The 15,407-nt window shown below is 67.5% G+C and carries 14 protein-coding genes and 3 tRNA genes; 5 read left to right on the top strand and 12 right to left on the bottom strand.

The genetic code is table 11. From position 1 onward, the window contains the following. Positions 1 to 97: 97 nt before the first annotated feature. From rplA to QRN63_RS03185, 12 genes are all read right to left on the bottom strand, one after another. On the bottom strand, positions 98 to 808 hold the full coding sequence (rplA, locus tag QRN63_RS03240) for a 50S ribosomal protein L1 (protein WP_267318894.1): 711 nt from the start codon (positions 806 to 808) through the stop codon (positions 98 to 100). A 70-nt stretch (positions 809 to 878) separates the two neighbouring features. Then, a complete protein-coding gene (gene rplK, locus QRN63_RS03235) occupies positions 879 to 1,310 on the bottom strand; it encodes a 50S ribosomal protein L11 (protein WP_020101322.1) in 432 nt (143 codons plus the stop codon). 71 nt (positions 1,311 to 1,381) lie between these two features. Continuing rightward, positions 1,382 to 2,206 carry a transcription termination/antitermination protein NusG gene (gene nusG / locus QRN63_RS03230; protein ID WP_285029179.1) on the bottom strand — a complete coding sequence of 275 codons (825 nt, stop codon included), beginning with the start codon at positions 2,204 to 2,206 and terminating at the stop codon, positions 1,382 to 1,384. Positions 2,207 to 2,258: 52 nt separating this feature from the next. Then, the gene (secE, locus tag QRN63_RS03225) at positions 2,259 to 2,723 is read right to left on the bottom strand and encodes a preprotein translocase subunit SecE (protein ID WP_285029178.1); all 465 of its coding nucleotides are present in this window, start codon (positions 2,721 to 2,723) and stop codon (positions 2,259 to 2,261) included. A gap of 63 nt (positions 2,724 to 2,786) precedes the next feature. Beyond that, positions 2,787 to 2,859 (bottom strand) — tRNA-Trp (locus QRN63_RS03220). Positions 2,860 to 3,003: 144 nt separating this feature from the next. Beyond that, entirely contained in the window at positions 3,004 to 3,516 is a 513-nt protein-coding gene (gene hadC / locus QRN63_RS03215) for a (3R)-hydroxyacyl-ACP dehydratase subunit HadC (protein WP_285029177.1), read from the bottom strand. Position 3,517: 1 nt separating this feature from the next. Further along, positions 3,518 to 3,946 carry a (3R)-hydroxyacyl-ACP dehydratase subunit HadB gene (gene hadB / locus QRN63_RS03210; RefSeq protein ID WP_267318890.1) on the bottom strand — a complete coding sequence of 143 codons (429 nt, stop codon included), beginning with the start codon at positions 3,944 to 3,946 and terminating at the stop codon, positions 3,518 to 3,520. Continuing rightward, positions 3,933 to 4,409, bottom strand: a complete 477-nt coding sequence (hadA, locus tag QRN63_RS03205; RefSeq protein WP_267318889.1) for a (3R)-hydroxyacyl-ACP dehydratase subunit HadA — start codon at positions 4,407 to 4,409, stop codon at positions 3,933 to 3,935. Before hadA ends, hadB begins: the two co-directional genes overlap by 14 nt. A gap of 9 nt (positions 4,410 to 4,418) precedes the next feature. Continuing rightward, a complete protein-coding gene (rpmG, locus tag QRN63_RS03200) occupies positions 4,419 to 4,586 on the bottom strand; it encodes a 50S ribosomal protein L33 (protein WP_003881823.1) in 168 nt (55 codons plus the stop codon). 35 nt (positions 4,587 to 4,621) lie between these two features. Beyond that, positions 4,622 to 4,698 (bottom strand) — tRNA-Met (locus tag QRN63_RS03195). Between the two features lie 67 nt (positions 4,699 to 4,765). Next, a tRNA-Thr gene (locus QRN63_RS03190) sits at positions 4,766 to 4,838 on the bottom strand. A gap of 366 nt (positions 4,839 to 5,204) precedes the next feature. Next, complete coding sequence (locus QRN63_RS03185) at positions 5,205 to 6,044, bottom strand: putative endonuclease domain-containing protein (RefSeq protein WP_285029173.1); 840 nt, start codon at positions 6,042 to 6,044, stop codon at positions 5,205 to 5,207. A gap of 265 nt (positions 6,045 to 6,309) precedes the next feature. On the opposite strand from QRN63_RS03185, the gene QRN63_RS03180 reads away from it, so the two are divergent. The 5 genes from QRN63_RS03180 (at position 6,310) to QRN63_RS03160 (ending at position 15,403) form a co-directional block, all read left to right on the top strand. Then, the gene (locus QRN63_RS03180) at positions 6,310 to 7,023 is read left to right on the top strand and encodes an MBL fold metallo-hydrolase (RefSeq protein ID WP_285029172.1); all 714 of its coding nucleotides are present in this window, start codon (positions 6,310 to 6,312) and stop codon (positions 7,021 to 7,023) included. Positions 7,024 to 7,122: 99 nt separating this feature from the next. After that, positions 7,123 to 7,959 (top strand): DUF8453 domain-containing protein, encoded by an 837-nt coding sequence (locus tag QRN63_RS03175; protein WP_502888072.1) that lies wholly within the window; start codon positions 7,123 to 7,125, stop codon positions 7,957 to 7,959. 75 nt (positions 7,960 to 8,034) lie between these two features. Further along, complete coding sequence (locus tag QRN63_RS03170; protein WP_267318886.1) at positions 8,035 to 8,733, top strand: crotonase/enoyl-CoA hydratase family protein; 699 nt, start codon at positions 8,035 to 8,037, stop codon at positions 8,731 to 8,733. A 47-nt stretch (positions 8,734 to 8,780) separates the two neighbouring features. Beyond that, positions 8,781 to 12,092: an exodeoxyribonuclease V subunit gamma gene (gene recC / locus QRN63_RS03165; RefSeq protein WP_285029171.1), complete on the top strand. Its 3,312-nt coding sequence runs from the start codon at positions 8,781 to 8,783 to the stop codon at positions 12,090 to 12,092. Continuing rightward, the gene (locus tag QRN63_RS03160) at positions 12,092 to 15,403 is read left to right on the top strand and encodes a UvrD-helicase domain-containing protein (RefSeq protein ID WP_285029170.1); all 3,312 of its coding nucleotides are present in this window, start codon (positions 12,092 to 12,094) and stop codon (positions 15,401 to 15,403) included. The genes recC and QRN63_RS03160 overlap by 1 nt, the downstream gene beginning before the upstream one ends. The last annotated feature ends 4 nt before the right edge of the window (positions 15,404 to 15,407 follow it).

Raw genomic sequence — 15,407 nt, 5'->3', positions numbered from 1 at the left:
CGGATCAGAGATGCGCCGTCGGCGGCGTCGACCGGAAACGACGGAACCCCGCACGACCGTGGGTCGTGCGGGGTTCCGGTGCGAATGCGGATTCGGCTTACGCCTCTTCGGTGAAGTTCCGGGTGACGGCCGGGTCGACCGGGATGCCCGGGCCGGTGGTCGTCGAGAGGGTGACCTTCTTCAGGTAACGGCCCTTCGACGACGACGGCTTGGCGCGCAGCACCTCGTCCAGCGCGGCACCGTAGTTCTCGGCGAGCTTGGCCTCGTCGAACGAGGCCTTGCCGATGATCAGGTGCAGGTTGGCCTGCTTGTCGACGCGGAAGTTGATCTTGCCGCCCTTGATGTCGGACACGGCCTTGGCCACGTCCGGGGTGACCGTGCCGGTCTTCGGGTTCGGCATCAGACCGCGCGGGCCGAGGACGCGGGCGATCTTACCGACCTTGGCCATCTGGTCCGGCGTCGCGATCGCGGCGTCGAAGTCGGTCCACCCACCCTGGATACGCTCGATCAGGTCATCGCTACCGACGGCATCGGCGCCGGCGGCCACAGCGGCCTCGGCTTTCTCACCAACCGCGAACACCACTACGCGGGCGGTCTTACCGGTGCCGTGCGGCAGGTTGACGGTGCCACGCACCATCTGGTCTGCCTTACGAGGATCGACACCCAGCCGGATCGCAACCTCGACGGTCGCATCCTGCTTCTTCGACGACGTCTCCTTGGCCAGTTTGACGGCCTGGAGCGGGGTGTACAGGTTGTCGCGGTCCACCTTCTCGGCAGCTTCGCGGTATGCCTTGCTGTTCTTGCTCATTCAAATCTCCAGTTCAGAGGTTGTGGTTAGCGAGCCGAAGCGGGCTCTTCCACGTATTGCTTGGGTCGAACTATTCGACGGTGATGCCCATCGACCGGGCAGTGCCGGCGATGATCTTGGCGGCGGCGTCGATGTCGTTCGCGTTGAGATCTTCCTTCTTGGTCTCGGCGATCTCGCGGACCTGGTCCCAGCTGATCTTGGCGACCTTGGTCTTGTGCGGCTCGGACGAACCCTTCTGGATACCCGCAGCCTTGAGCAGCAGCCGGGCGGCCGGCGGGGTCTTCAGGACGAACGTGAACGTACGGTCCTCGTAGACGCTGATCTCGACGGGGATGACGTTTCCGCGCTGGCTTTCTGTCGCGGCGTTGTACGCCTTGCAGAACTCCATGATGTTGACGCCGTGCTGGCCGAGCGCCGGACCCACGGGCGGGGCGGGGTTGGCCGCGCCGGCCTGGATCTGAAGCTTGATCAGCCCGACGACCTTCTTCTTCTTCGGGGCCATTGGTGTGGTGTTCCTTTCTAGGTAGTCGCGGCGCGACTACGTTCCTGCTAACCGGGAGCCGAGGCTCACGATTAAATCTTGCTGACCTGTGTGAAGGTCAATTCGACCGGTGTCTCGCGTCCGAAGATGGACACCAGCACCTTGAGCTTCTGCTGTTCGGCGTTGACCTCGCTGATCGACGCGGGCAGCGTGGCGAACGGGCCGTCCATGACGGTGACCGACTCGCCGACCTCGAAGTCGACCAGGATTTCCGGACGCGCCAGGGTGGCTTCGCTGTCGGCAGCCGCGGCGGCCGCGGTCGCCTTGGCGGGCTTCTTCGCGGCGCCCTGCGGCAACAGGAACTTCACGACGTCGTCGAGCGACAGCGCCGACGGCTTCGAGGTCGCACCGACGAACCCGGTCACACCCGGGGTGTTGCGCACGGCGCCCCACGACTCGTCGTTGAGGTCCATGCGCACGAGGATGTAGCCCGGCAGCACCTTGCGGTTGACCTGCTTGCGCTGGCCGTTCTTGATCTCGGTGACCTCTTCGGTCGGCACCTCGACCTGGAAGATGTAGTCGCCGACGTCCAGGTTCTGCACGCGGGTCTCGAGGTTGGCCTTCACCTTGTTCTCGTAACCGGCGTACGAGTGGATGACGTACCACTCGCCTGCCTGACGACGCAGCTGCTTCTTCAGCGCGACCGCCGGATCCTCGTCCTCGGGCTCCTCGGCGGCGGCTTCCACGGTCTCGTCGACGACCACGTCGGTCGCCTCGGGCGCGTCAGCGGCATCGGCCGTGTCCACGGTCTCGGCCGCTTCTTCGGTGTCGGCCGCTTCTTCGAAGGTCTCCACCGACTCGACTGCCTCGGCGGTCACGTCGGACTCGTCCGAAGGTGTCTCGCCATCGAAAGTCACGGTAGTCAGTCCTCTCTTACGTTCTTGAGCTCGTCCCGGCGGGCGCTCGGCGTCAGCCGAACACCCACATGACGAGCTTGGCGAGACCGAAATCGACCCCACCGATCAGCGCCACCATGAAGACCAGGAACACCAGCACGACGGTCGTGTAGCCGATCATCTGCTTGCGGTTCGGCCAGATGACCTTGCGCAGCTCAGCAACGACCTGCTTGAGGTAGTTCCAGACGAACACGAACGGGTTCCGAGTGGGGCCCGTCTTCTTGGACTTGTCAGCCTTCTTCGGCTTGGACTTCTTGCCGGCGTCGGCTGCGCTGTCTTCGGCGTCGGAATCCGTGTCGCCGGTTTCGACGTCCGATTCGGACTCGTCGACCTCGACGGCCCGCCGGGCCCGCTTTCCGGTCGGACGCGCCGGGCGCGTCACAACTGCGGTCTGGCCCTGCGACTCGCTTTCGCCCGCGTCGGTGCCCGCACCAGTACCGGCGCCTGCGGAGCCGGCACTATCGCGCTCGTCGCTCACCGCATGCCTTTCGTCTGTTCCAGGTGGTCACAATTCCAGTGTCCACATCGGTATTCAGTTGAGCAGGGGCGACAGGACTTGAACCTGCAACCTGCGGTTTTGGAGACCGCTGCTCTGCCAATTGAGCTACGCCCCTTCAACACCGACCAGGTCGGCGCTTCCGGTTGGGTCCTCACACAATTCGCGCGCTCCCCGATCGGTCGATGTGTAACCGACGGACAGCGCGCTGAAAAGGGTGGATCCCCGAGGACCGAGTGTACAACGGCCCCAGTCTGAGTTACTAATCCGCTCCGGCGGCCGAGCGCAGCACCTGGCCGCTCTCGCGGTCGTACCGCACCGACACGGAGTTGTCGCCCTCGTGGCCCATCAGCGTGGTGAAGGCCTCCATGATGATGGCGCCATCATCATCGGCAAGGGTGTTGCGGGTGACGACGATGTCGGCGTTGAAGCGGTTGTCCACCGACATGACTTCAAGTTCGGCGTGCAGCCGGTCGCCCACCTTGATCGGGCGGCGGTAGACGAATTTCTGGTCCACCTGGATGATCTGCATCGTCTCGATGCCGACGTCAACATTGCGGAAGAAGTCCTGCTGCACCAGGTTCGCCACGATCGATACGAACGTCGGGCCGGCGACGAGACTGTCATGACCCAGTTCCGCCGCGGCAGCCTCATCGAGGGATGCCGGATCCTCGGACTTCACCGACTTGGCGAACTGCTTGACCTGTTCGCGGCCCACCACGAATACCTCGGGGTACTTGTAGACCATCCCGAGGATGTTTGCTTTCAAAGCCATGTCAGGCCAACTTCGCGGTGGCGACAGCGCGGCCGAAGATCTTCTTTCCGCCGGTGGTGGCCGAAAGCGCGATGGTGACCGACTTGGACTCCTCGTCCACCGACTTCACGCGACCGGTGAAGACAAGTTCGGCGCCGATGCCGTCGTTGGGGACCGGGACCACCGCAGTGAAGCGGACGTTGTACTCGGTGACGGCAGCCGGATCACCGACCCACGAGGTGATGTAGCCGCCACCCAGACCCATGGTCAGCATGCCGTGGGCGATGGCGGTATCGAGGCCGACCTGTTTGGCGATCTCGTCGTCCCAGTGGATCGGGTTCAGGTCGCCGGAGACGCCGGCGTAGTTGACCAGGTCCTGCCGGGTCAGCTTGATGATCTTTTCGGGCAGCTCGTCGCCGACCTTGACCGAACCGAACTCACGAAGTGCCATCTGAGAATCCCTTATCTCCGTCGTCGCCCGACCGACCCGCCAGGGTCGTGTAGGCCTCCTGCACAACCTCACCACGATCGTTGGTGATGATGTTCTTGGTCACGATGATGTCGGTGCCGTGCGCCTGACGAAACGAGTCGACGTACACGTCGTAGAACAGCTTGTCCCCCGCCTTGATCGGCTGCAGGAAAGTCAGCGACTGGTCGATGTGAATGATCTTGGCGTCGGAAATGGCGATACCGGCGTCCTGGAACATCGCCAGCTGCGCCTGATAACCGAAAATGCTGATGAACGTCAACGGTGCCAGCAGCGCGTCATAACCGAGTTCGGCGGCTGCCGACTCCCGGTGGAAGCAGGCGTCGTCGTTCTGGACGGCGATCGCGTGCTCTCGGATCTTCTCGCGACCGACCTCGTAGCACTCGGGATGCCGGTAGTGGTACCCGACAAGTTCCGCCAGACCCACGACGAGTGGCTAACGCGACTCTTTGTGCGGCTGGTGCGTACCGCAGTTCGGGCAGAACTTCTTGATCTCAAGACGATCCGGGTCGTTGCGACGGTTCTTCTTGGTGATGTAGTTACGGTGTTTGCACACCTCGCAGGCCAAGGTGATCTTCGGCCGTACGTCGGTACTCGACGCCACGTCTCTGCCTCTTTCGCTTCGAATCTCTGTTGTGCTGGTAGCGGTGGGGAGGCTCGATCTCCCGACCTCACGATTATGAGTCGTGCGCTCTAACCAGCTGAGCTACACCGCCCCGACAGACACAGGCGGCGCAGCGGCGGCTTTTTACTTCCGTCGCTCCGCTCGCCATATGTCCACCGAGCCCCCTAACGGAATCGAACCGTTGACCTTTTCCTTACCATGGAAACGCTCTGCCGACTGAGCTAAGGGGGCCTGACCCTCGGTTTCGGACTGCCGGTTACGACCGTCTGCCCCGTGGGCCTTAAAGAGGTTACCGTCTCGCTGTTTCACCTGCCAAAACGGCAGCTCAATCACACTATTTTGGCTCGTTGGGGCGTACCTGCGACGGGTTTGCTCCTGGTTTTCCACTTGGCTTCGGCCACGACATGTCGCGCTGTTGCCGACAACTCCGGCCAGTCGGTGCCAGGTGTGCCCGGAAATCAGGTGCGAAAATCCCTGGCTTCCATCACGACCCGCGTTGTCACGCGCCGATTGAAGCCAGGTACTTCTGCGGCGCCGAAACGATCCCTGGGCTCAATCACCGTTCTTCATAGCCGTGCTGATTGCACTCAGGTACTGCTACGCCGCTCGCCACCCACGGCGGTACAAGGCCGCCGACACCCGGGCCAGGACGTCATCGTCGGTGTCCTCCTTGAGCACCTTGATGACGATCCAGTTTCTCGCCTCGAGCTTGGGCAGCGCCTTCACGTCGCGCACATACTGCTCGCGATCGGTCTGATGGTGACCTCCGTCGTATTGCACCCCGACCAGAAGCTGCTTCCACCCCATGTCGAACTTGGTGATCAGGCAATTGCCGTCATAGACCGGGATCTGAGTGTCGGGCGGGCGCATCCCCGCATCGGTGAGGAGCAGGCGCAGCCGCGACTCCCGCGGCGACTCGGCCCCGTCGTCGGCCAGCTCCAGCGCCGTTCGCAGCCGGCCGAGACCGCGCGCCCGCGGATACCGGGCGGCGATCGGCAGAACGTCACACACGCCGACCCGACCCACCCACAACAGTGCGTCGATCCGCGCGACCGCCTCATCGCGGTCGAGGTGCCGACCCAGGTCGAAGATCGTTCGAGCCGGTGTGGTGAGTGGAATGCCGTCATAGGTCGTGACCTCGGCCGCGGTGTACGCCTCGTTCCGGACGATCAAGCCACTCGGCGCATGGCCGTTCGCCCAGAGCAGCTCGATAGGGACGTCGTCGTCGACGTATTTCGCCCAGTGCAGCGCCGACGCCGCCACCCCCGTGACGACACCCCGGCGGCCGGACCACAACCACGCGCCCCGCGCCCGGTCCCGGATGGTGGGCTCAGGCGGTCCGTAGACGCCCGGGAACATGCGCCGGTAGTGCCGCCGCAGGTCATTGCGCGTGACCTTTCCCGCGGCCAACGCCTCGCTGCCGACGAATACCCGCATAGCGCGATGTTGTCGCCGGCCGCCGACACTGCCACGTTCACCGGCTGTCGCCGAGTCCAGACTGTGGATGAACGCCGGACTGTGAATTGCCGGTCCGTCGCGTAATCCCTGGCTTCAATAAGCAAGCGGCCCCACCGCTCCTGATTGACGTCAGGTACGCCGTGAGCCCGAAATCGGTACGCGGTTTCAATCGGCATGCGAAATGCGCCGCGAGATTGCCGCCACGCACTTCAACGCGCGCCGACCACCCTCCTAGGCTGTCGGCATGCCTGATGACCGCCTGTATTTCCGCCAGTTGCTCGCCGGCCGCGACTTCGCGGCGACCGATCCCATCGCGGCGCAGATGCGCAACTTCGCCTACCTCATCGGCGACCGCGAGACCGGCGACTGCGTGGTGGTCGACCCGGCCTACGCCGCGGGCGATCTGGTCGACGTCCTGGAGGCCGACGGCATGCACCTGTCCGGTGTCCTCGTCACGCACCACCACCCCGACCACGTCGGCGGCTCGATGATGGGCTTCGAACTCAAGGGCCTGGCCGAGCTGCTGGAGCGGATGAGCGTGCCGGTGCACGTCAACGCCCACGAGGCGGACTGGGTTTCGCGGGTCACCGGCATCGCGCCGTCGGAGCTGACGTCCCACCAGCACGGCGACGTCGTGCAGGTCGGGGCTGTGCCGATCGAACTGCTGCACACGCCCGGACACACGCCGGGCAGCCAGTGCTTCCTGCTCGACGGGCGATTGGTCGCCGGCGACACGCTGTTCCTGGAGGGCTGCGGCCGCACCGATTTCCCGGGCGGGAACGTCGACGACATGTTCCGCAGTCTGCAGGCACTGGCCGCGTTGCCCGGCGATCCGACGGTCTTCCCCGGACACTGGTACTCCGCCGAACCCAGCGCGCCGCTCGACGACGTCCGTCGCACCAACTACGTCTACCGGGCGCGCGACCTGGACCAGTGGCGCATGCTCATGGGCGGCTAGCGACGCAGCTACCTTTTGCGCTCCGTTGTACAAGTCAACCAGCGAATATTAGTCTCAGTGTCGGATAACCGATCGGTGACTTGACGACTGGATGGCGCGGTGGACTGGATAGCGCAACGCTGGGACGACCTGACAGGGCTGGGATCAGGCAGCTGGCTGGCCATCGCGGCGTGGGCCGCACTGGCATTCGGCATCGTCGTACTGATCGTCGTGAACCGGCAGCTGTCCAAGAATCGGCAGCTCAAGCAGGATCAGGTCCGCCCGCAGGTGACCATGTTCATGGAGCCGCACGCGTCGGACTGGCATCTGATCGAGTTGGTGGTCCGCAACTTCGGGCAGACCGCGGCGCACAACATCTCGTTCGAATTCACCAATCATCCGACGGTCGCCATCTACGAGGATTCCGATCACGACGGCGAGCTCGACGTCACCGAGCTGCGACTGCCCAGCGAACTCTCGGTCCTGGCCCCGGGGCAGGAATGGCGAACCGTCTGGGACTCGGCGATCAGCCGCGAGGAGCTGGGTGGGTCGATCCGGTCCCGGTTCGAGGGGACGCTCACCTACTACGACATGCCGGCGCCTGCGCAGGGTAAGAAATCGCGGTTCGGGCGCAAGCCCCGCGAGTTCGAGTCGAAGGCCGTGCTCGACTGGGCCGCGCTGCAGCCCGTGCAGCGGTTGGAGCTGATGACGACGCACGACCTCGCGAAGCGCGAGAAGCAGAAGCTCGAGCTGCTTCGCAGCGTGCTGACGTACTTCCACTACGCCTCCAAGGAGACGCAGCCCGAAGTCTTCCGCGCCGAGATCGACCGGATGAACCGGGCCGTCCGGGAGACGCAGGACCGGTGGCGCAGTCGCGCCACCGACGAGACCACCGAACTGGAAATCCAGTGGTTCGACGACGGCCCGAAGGGCCGGCACCGCAACGCCGTCCACTGACCGGACGCGACCGACGGCACGTCTAGCATCGGCTCACACCCGTTCCCGGCCCGGGAACCGACCGAGGGAGAACCGATGAGCACCGTCACCTACTCCGTGACCGATGCGGTTGCCACGATCACGCTGGACGACGGCAAGGTCAACGTCCTGAGCCCGACGATGCAACAGAACATCCACGACGCGCTCGACCGGGCCGAGCAATCGGACGAGGTCAAGGCCATCGTCATCGCCGGCAACAACCGCGTGTTGAGCGCCGGGTTCGACCTCGCCATCTTCGGCTCCGGTGACGCGGCAGCCGGGCTGGCCATGCTGCGCGGCGGCGTCGAGCTGAACGTCCGCCTGCTGCGCTTCCCTGTGCCCGTGGTGGTCGCCGCCACCGGACACGCGATTGCCGGCGGCTCGTTCCTCCTGTGCTCCGGCGACCATCGGGTCGGGTCGCCCACGGTGCGCTGTCAGGCCAACGAGGTGGCCATCGGCATGACGGTGCCGCAGTCCTGCATCGAAATCCTCCGCATGCGGCTGACCAATTCGGCCTTCCAGCGGGCGGTCGGCCTGGCCGCGACGTTCACCGGTGAAGAGGCACGCGCCGGCGGCTGGCTCGACGAGGTCGTGGCGCCGGAGGACGTGCTGAGCCGCGCGCAGGAGGTGGCCGCCGGATTCGCCGCGACGCTGCACACCCGGCACCACCTGGCGAGCAAGCTCAAGGCCCGCGCCGACGGACTGGCCGCGATCCAGGCCGGCATCGACGGCCTGGCCGCCGAGTTCGGCGGGTAAGGCCACACATCGACAAAGCTGTCGGTCGCCCGGCCTAGGGTGAGCCGATGGCGCTACACCTGCACCGAGCCGAAGACACCGGCGCGCTGGCCGCCGGGCTGGGTGCGCTGCTCGCCGAACCGCTGTCCGACCCGTTCGCGGCCGAGCTCGTGCTGGTGTCCGCGCGCGGCATGGAACGCTGGCTCAGCCAGCAGCTGTCACATGTGCTCGGCAGCGGCGCGGCGCACGACGGCGTGTGTGCGGGTATCGAGTTCCGCTCCCCCACATCGCTTCTCGCCGAGATCACCGGCACGGTGGATGACAACCCGTGGGAGCCCGACGCGCTGGTGTGGCCGCTGCTCGAGGTCGTCGACGCCGCGGTGGTGAGTCGTCCGGCGTGGGCGAACACCCTCACCGCGCATCTCGGCTGCGCAGAACTGGGCAATCCCGAGGAAACCCAGCTGCGGCAGGGCCGCCGGTACGCGGTGGCCCGGCGGCTGGCGGGCCTGTTCGACGCCTACGCCAAGGCTCGGCCGGCGATGCTCGCCGACTGGCTGGCGGGCGGCGACTCCGACGGCGCGGGCGGCCGGCTGGACGACGACCTGCTCTGGCAACCGCAGCTGTGGCGAGCGACCGCCGCACACGTCGACGCCGACCCGCCGCCGGTACGGCAGGCGAAAACCCTGGCCCGGCTGATCGATTCGCCGTCCGAGCTGCCACCGCGGCTGTCGCTGTTCGGGCATACCCGGTTGCCCGCGGCAGACCTCGAACTGCTCGGGGCCTTGGCCACGCATCACGATCTGCACCTGTGGTTGCCGCACCCCAGCGACCCGTTGTGGCAGTCGCTGTCCGACCTGCACGGTCAGGAGCCGCGGCGCGCGGACACCAGCCGGTTGCGGGTGGGCCACCCACTGCTGCAGACCCTCGGCCGCGACCTGCGGGAGCTGCAACGCGGCCTGCCCGCCGCACAGACCGATCAGTTCCACCCCCGTACCGGATTCCCGGACACGCTGCTCGGCCGGCTGCAGTCCGACATCTCGGCCGACGCGGTGCGTCCCGGCGGCCGACAGCTCGCAAAGGACGACCGGTCCGTGCAGATCCATCGCTGTCACGGCGCGGCCCGGCAGATCGACGTCCTGCGCGACGTGCTGCTGGGTCTGCTCGACGACGACGAGACGCTGCAGCCGCGCGACATCCTGGTGATGTGCCCCGACATCGAAACCTACGCGCCACTGATCACCGCGGCGTTCGGGGCGGGTGAGCATGCCGACCTCGGCCACCCGGCGCAAGGCCTGCGGGTCCGGTTGGCGGACCGCGCGCTGACCCAGACCAATCCCCTGCTCGGGGTGCTGGCCGAACTGCTCGACATCGCCGACGGCCGGGCCACCGCCAGTGCGGTGCTGAGCCTGGCGCACAGCGAGTCGGTGCGCCGCCGCTTCGCGTGGGGCGACGACGATCTGGTGGACCTCACCGAATGGGTTGGCGCAGCCGGTATTCGGTGGGGTTTCGACGCTGCGCACCGCACCCCGTACGCGCTGCAGCGGTACCCGCAGAACACCTGGCAGTTCGGGGTCGACCGCCTGCTCGTGGGCGCGGCGATGTCCGACGACTCGCAGGACTGGCTGGGTACCGCGTTGCCACTCGACGACGTCGACTCGAACCGCGTCGAACTCGCCGGCCGGCTGGCGGAATACGTGCAGCGGTTGTGCGGCGTCGTCGACCGCCTCACCGGCGCGCAACCGCTGGACAGCTGGGTCGAGGTCCTGCGCGACGGCGTCGCGCTGCTCACCCGGGTCGGCCCCGACGAACAGTGGCAGCAGGCGCAACTCGACCGCGAACTGGCGAAAGTGTTGTCCCACGCGGGCTCTCGGTCCGGCACGACGCTGCGGCTACCCGATGTGCGGTCCCTGCTGCACCGGCAACTGGCCGGCCGCCCGACCCGCGCCAACTTCCGCACCGGCACGCTGACGGTGTGCACCATGGTCCCGATGCGCTCGGTGCCGCATCGCGTGGTGTGCCTTGTCGGGCTCGACGACGGGGTCTTTCCGCGCACCAACATCGCCGACGGCGACGACATCCTGGCGCGTCGTCCGCTGACCGGTGAACGCGACATCCGTTCGGAGGACCGGCAGTTGCTGCTCGATGCCATCTGCGCGGCCACCGACACCCTGGTCATCACGTACACCGGCACCGACGAGCACTCCGGTGAGCATCGGCCGCCCGCGGTCCCGGTGCAGGAACTGCTCGACGCGCTGGACCGGACCACGACCGAACCTGTCCGCAACCGCATCGTGGCCGATCACCCGTTGCAGCCCTTCGATATTCGCACCGTCAGCGCCGCGCCTGACGGGCTGGTGCCGGACCGGCCGTTCACCTACGACCCGGCAGCGCTGCGCGGGGCCAGGGCCGTCCTCGGGGAACGCCGGCCGAAGCCGCGGCTCATCGACGGCCCGCTCGAGGAATCACCATGCGGAGACGTCGAACTCGCCGAGCTATTGAGGTACTTCGCGAACCCGGTGAAGGGGTTCTTCCGGGCGCTGGACTACACGCTGCCGTGGGACGCCGACGAATTGTCGGACGCCATCCCGGTCGCCATCGACGGCCTCGGTAGGTGGGAAGTCGGGGAACGCATGCTCGACGACCTCAAGATCGGCCGGGACCCCGACTTCGTCATCGGTGCCCAGTGGCGGCGCGGCACGCTGCCGCCGGGCCGGCTCGGCTGGCGTCAGGCCAACGAAATCCGCGGTGAGGCCATGGAACTGGCGACGGCCGCCCGATCGTTGCAGCGGGGCGAGGCGAGCGCGCTGGACATCAGTGTCGACATCGGCGGCGAACCGGGCATGGGCCGCCGGCTCACCGGCACCGTCGCCCCGTTGTGGCAGGACCGCACAGTGACGGTCACCTATTCGAAACTGGGTGCCAAACATCGGCTGCAGGCCTGGGTCACCCTGGTGGCGTTGGCGGCGGGTGTACCGGGGCGCGCGTGGGAGGCGTACTGCATCGGGCGTGGCCCGCGGGGCGGCGTGCATGCCACGGGGTATCAGCCTCCCGAGCAACCGCTTTCGGTGTTACGGGACCTGGTCGCGATCTACGACGCGGGTCGCCGCGAACCGCTGCCGCTGCCCTTGAAGACGTCCCTGGAATGGGCCCGGGCACGCCAATTCGACGACCCGGCACCGGAGCGGAGCGCCGAGTCGGAATGGCGGTTCGAGAAGGACGGCGCCGAAAACGTCGAGGTCTGGGGTCCGGCGGCGCCGTTGCACATGCTGCTCGATCCGCTGCGGCCCGACGAGGTCGCCGTCCGGGGTGAGACCACTCGACTGGGCGCCTACGCGCGCCGGCTGTGGCAGCCGCTGCTCGACGCGGAACGGCGGATCTGATGGACGCGTTCGACCTGCTCGGCCCGCTGCCGGAACGCGCGTCGACGACCGTGCTGGAAGCCAGCGCCGGTACCGGCAAGACCTATGCCCTCGCCGGTCTGGTGACGCGGTATATCGCCGAGGGCGCGGCCAAGCTGGACGAGATGCTGCTGATCACGTTCAGCCGGGCGGCCACTCGGGAACTGCGGGAACGGGTGCGGGCACAGCTTGTGAAGACCGTTGCCGCGCTGGATGATCCGTCCGAGGACGACGACGACCTCATCCGTCACCTCGCGACCGCGGGGCCCGACGAACTCGTGCTGCGCCGGGCCCGCCTGCGCGACGCACTGTCGGATTTCGACGCCGCGACCATCGCCACCACGCACGAGTTCTGCGGGCTGGTGCTGCGTTCCCTCGGCATCGCCGGCGACACCGATTCCGGCGCCCAGTTGGTGGAGAGCCTCGACGATCTGGTGGCCGAGATCGTCTCCGACCTGTACCTGACGACCTACGGTGACCAGCGCGAGGAGCCGGCACTGAGCTTCGCTGATGCGCTGGACCTGGCCAAACGGGTGGTCGGCGATCCTGGCGCGCAGTTGCGGCCCACCACGGCCGACCCGGACAGTGTTGCGGCGCAACGCCTGTCGTTCGCCCGGGCGGTGCTCGAGGAACTCGAACACCGCAAGCGCCGGCTGGGGGTGCTGAGCTTCGACGACCTGCTGAGCCGGCTGGCCACCGCGCTCGAGGACCCCGACGCGCCGGCCCGCGACCGGATGCGCCGGCGCTGGCCGATCGTCATGGTCGACGAATTCCAGGACACCGACCCGGTGCAATGGCAGGTGATCTCGCGGGCCTTCGTCGGGCACAGCGCCGTCGTGCTGATCGGGGACCCGAAGCAGGCCATCTACGCGTTCCGCGGTGGCGACATCGTCACCTACCTGGATGCCGCGCGCAGTGCCGACCAGCGACTGACCCTGGCCGAGAACTGGCGCAGCGACAAGGTCCTGGTGGACCGGCTGCAGACCGTGCTCAAGGGTGCGGCGCTCGGCGACGACGACATCGTGGTGCACCCCGTCGAGGCCCGCACCGACCGCCACCGGCTCACCGGGGCCCCGCGCAACGACCCGTTCCGGCTGCGGGTCGTCGCGCGCACGGAGTTCGGCACGCCGCAGCGCCGGATGGTCCCGATCGGCCAGTTGCGGCCGTACATCGCGAAGGATCTCGCCGCCGACATCTCGGTGCTGCTGGCCAGTGGCGCACAGTTCGACGGCCGCGCGCTGACCGCCGGTGACATCGCGGTGATCGTCGACAGCGGCCTCGATGCCATCCCGTGCCGGGATGCGTTGCTGGACTTGGGCATTCCGGTGGTGTACTCGGGCGACACCGATGTGTTCGCCTCGACGGCGGCGGCGGAGTGGCTGCGGCTGCTCGACGCTTTCGACACCCCCAACCGCAGCGGCGTGGTGCGGGCTGCCGCGACCACCATGTTCTTCGGCCACCGCGCGGCCGATCTCGCCGCCGGCGGTGACCAGCTGACAGACCAGATCACCACCACCATCCGGCAATGGGCCGGCCTGGCCAGGGACCGGGGCATCGCGGCGGTGTTCGAGGCGGTGGTGTCGTCGGGCCTCCCGGAGCGCGTACTAGGACAGCGGGGCGGGGAACGGCACATGACCGACCTGGCGCACGTCAGCCAACTCCTGCACGAGACCGCCCATCGCGAGCGCTATCACCTGCCCGCCCTGCGGGATTGGCTGCGCCGCCAGATGAAGGACCGCGGCGGTCCCGCCGAACGCAACCGCCGGCTCGACAGCGACGCCGCGGCGGTCCAGATCATGACGGTGTGGCGCAGCAAGGGACTGCAGTTCCCTGTCGTGTATCTGCCGTTCGGGTTCAACCGCTTCACCAAGACCGACACGGTTTTGCGGTTCCACGACACCGATGGCACGCGATGCCTTCATGTCGGTGGTGCCGGGGCCACAGACCGGGCCGCAGCCGAGGAGGCGGGCCTGGCCGAGACCGCCGGGGACAACGTGCGGCTGACGTATGTGGCGCTGACCCGGGCACAGTCGCAGGTGGTCGCCTGGTGGGCACCGTCGCGGGACGAGCAGAACGGCGGGCTGTCGCGGCTGCTGCGGGGCCGCCGGCCCGGCGCCACCGCGGTGCCGGATTGCGCCACGCCCCAAACACTTTCCGACGACGACGCGCTGGCGTGCTTCACCGCGTGGGAGCACGCGGGTGGCCCGGTGGTCGAGGCGGCCGAGCCCGTCACGCCGATGGCGCCGCCGGCGCCCGAGGCACCGGTGGACCTGGACGTGCGGCATTTCCATCGCAGCATCGACACGCATTGGCGACGGACGTCGTACTCGGCGCTGGTGCGCGTCGTGCACGACGACGGGCACGCGGTGAGCAGCGAACCGGACACCGCGCTGCGGGACGACGAATCAGCCGACGTCGTCCCCGAGGCGCCGCCGCCGCTGCCCGGCGACCTGCCGTCGCCGATGGCGCAGCTGCCCGCCGGCGCCGCCTTCGGCTCGCTGGTGCACGCCGTGCTCGAGCGTGCCGACCCGCTGTCCCCAGATCTGACGGCAGAACTGGCGGCCCGGATCGACGAGCAGGCCGGGCTGTGGAACGTCGAGGTGCCGACCGGTGAACTGGCTTCGGCCCTGGTGCCGATGCACGACACCCCGCTCGGTCCATTGGCGCCGGGCCTGACGCTGCGGCAGATCGGGTTGCGAGACCGATTGCGGGAACTGGATTTCGAGATGCCACTCGGCGGTGGCCAGGACCGGCCCGACGCCGCGCGGGACATCCGGCTCGGCGACGTCGGCGCGCTGGTGAGCGCGCTGCTGACGGCCTCGGATCCGCTGGCCGCCTACGGCGCGCGACTGCAGGCCGAACCGCTCGGGCACCAGCGGTTGCACGGCTATCTGTCGGGTTCCATCGATGCGGTGCTGCGGGTGCCGGACAAGGGCGGCCATAAGTATCTGGTGGTCGACTACAAGACCAACCGGCTGGGCGACTTCGGCACCGAGAACACCGCGGCGGACTACACCGCACCCCGCCTCGCCGAGGCGATGATGCATTCCGACTATCCGCTGCAGGCGCTGTTGTATTCGGTTGTGCTGCATCGGTTCCTCCGGTGGCGGTTGCCCGGCTATGCGCCCGCCCGACAGCTGGGTGGCGTGGCCTATCTGTTCGTCCGGGGCATGTGTGGCGCGGCGACTCCCCTGGTCGACGACCACCCGTGCGGTGTGTTCAGCTGGCAGCCCCCGGTCGAGCTGGTGACCCGGCTGTCCGATCTGTTGGACCGAGGAACGGCAGCATCATGACGAC

Origin of the sequence: Mycolicibacterium sp. lyk4-40-TYG-92 (assembly GCF_030209435.1) — a bacterium.
Taxonomy (GTDB): Bacteria; Actinomycetota; Actinomycetes; order Mycobacteriales; family Mycobacteriaceae; genus Mycobacterium.
The sequence above is the reverse complement of the archived record's forward strand: the minus strand, read 5'-3'. Positions and strand labels throughout refer to the sequence as shown.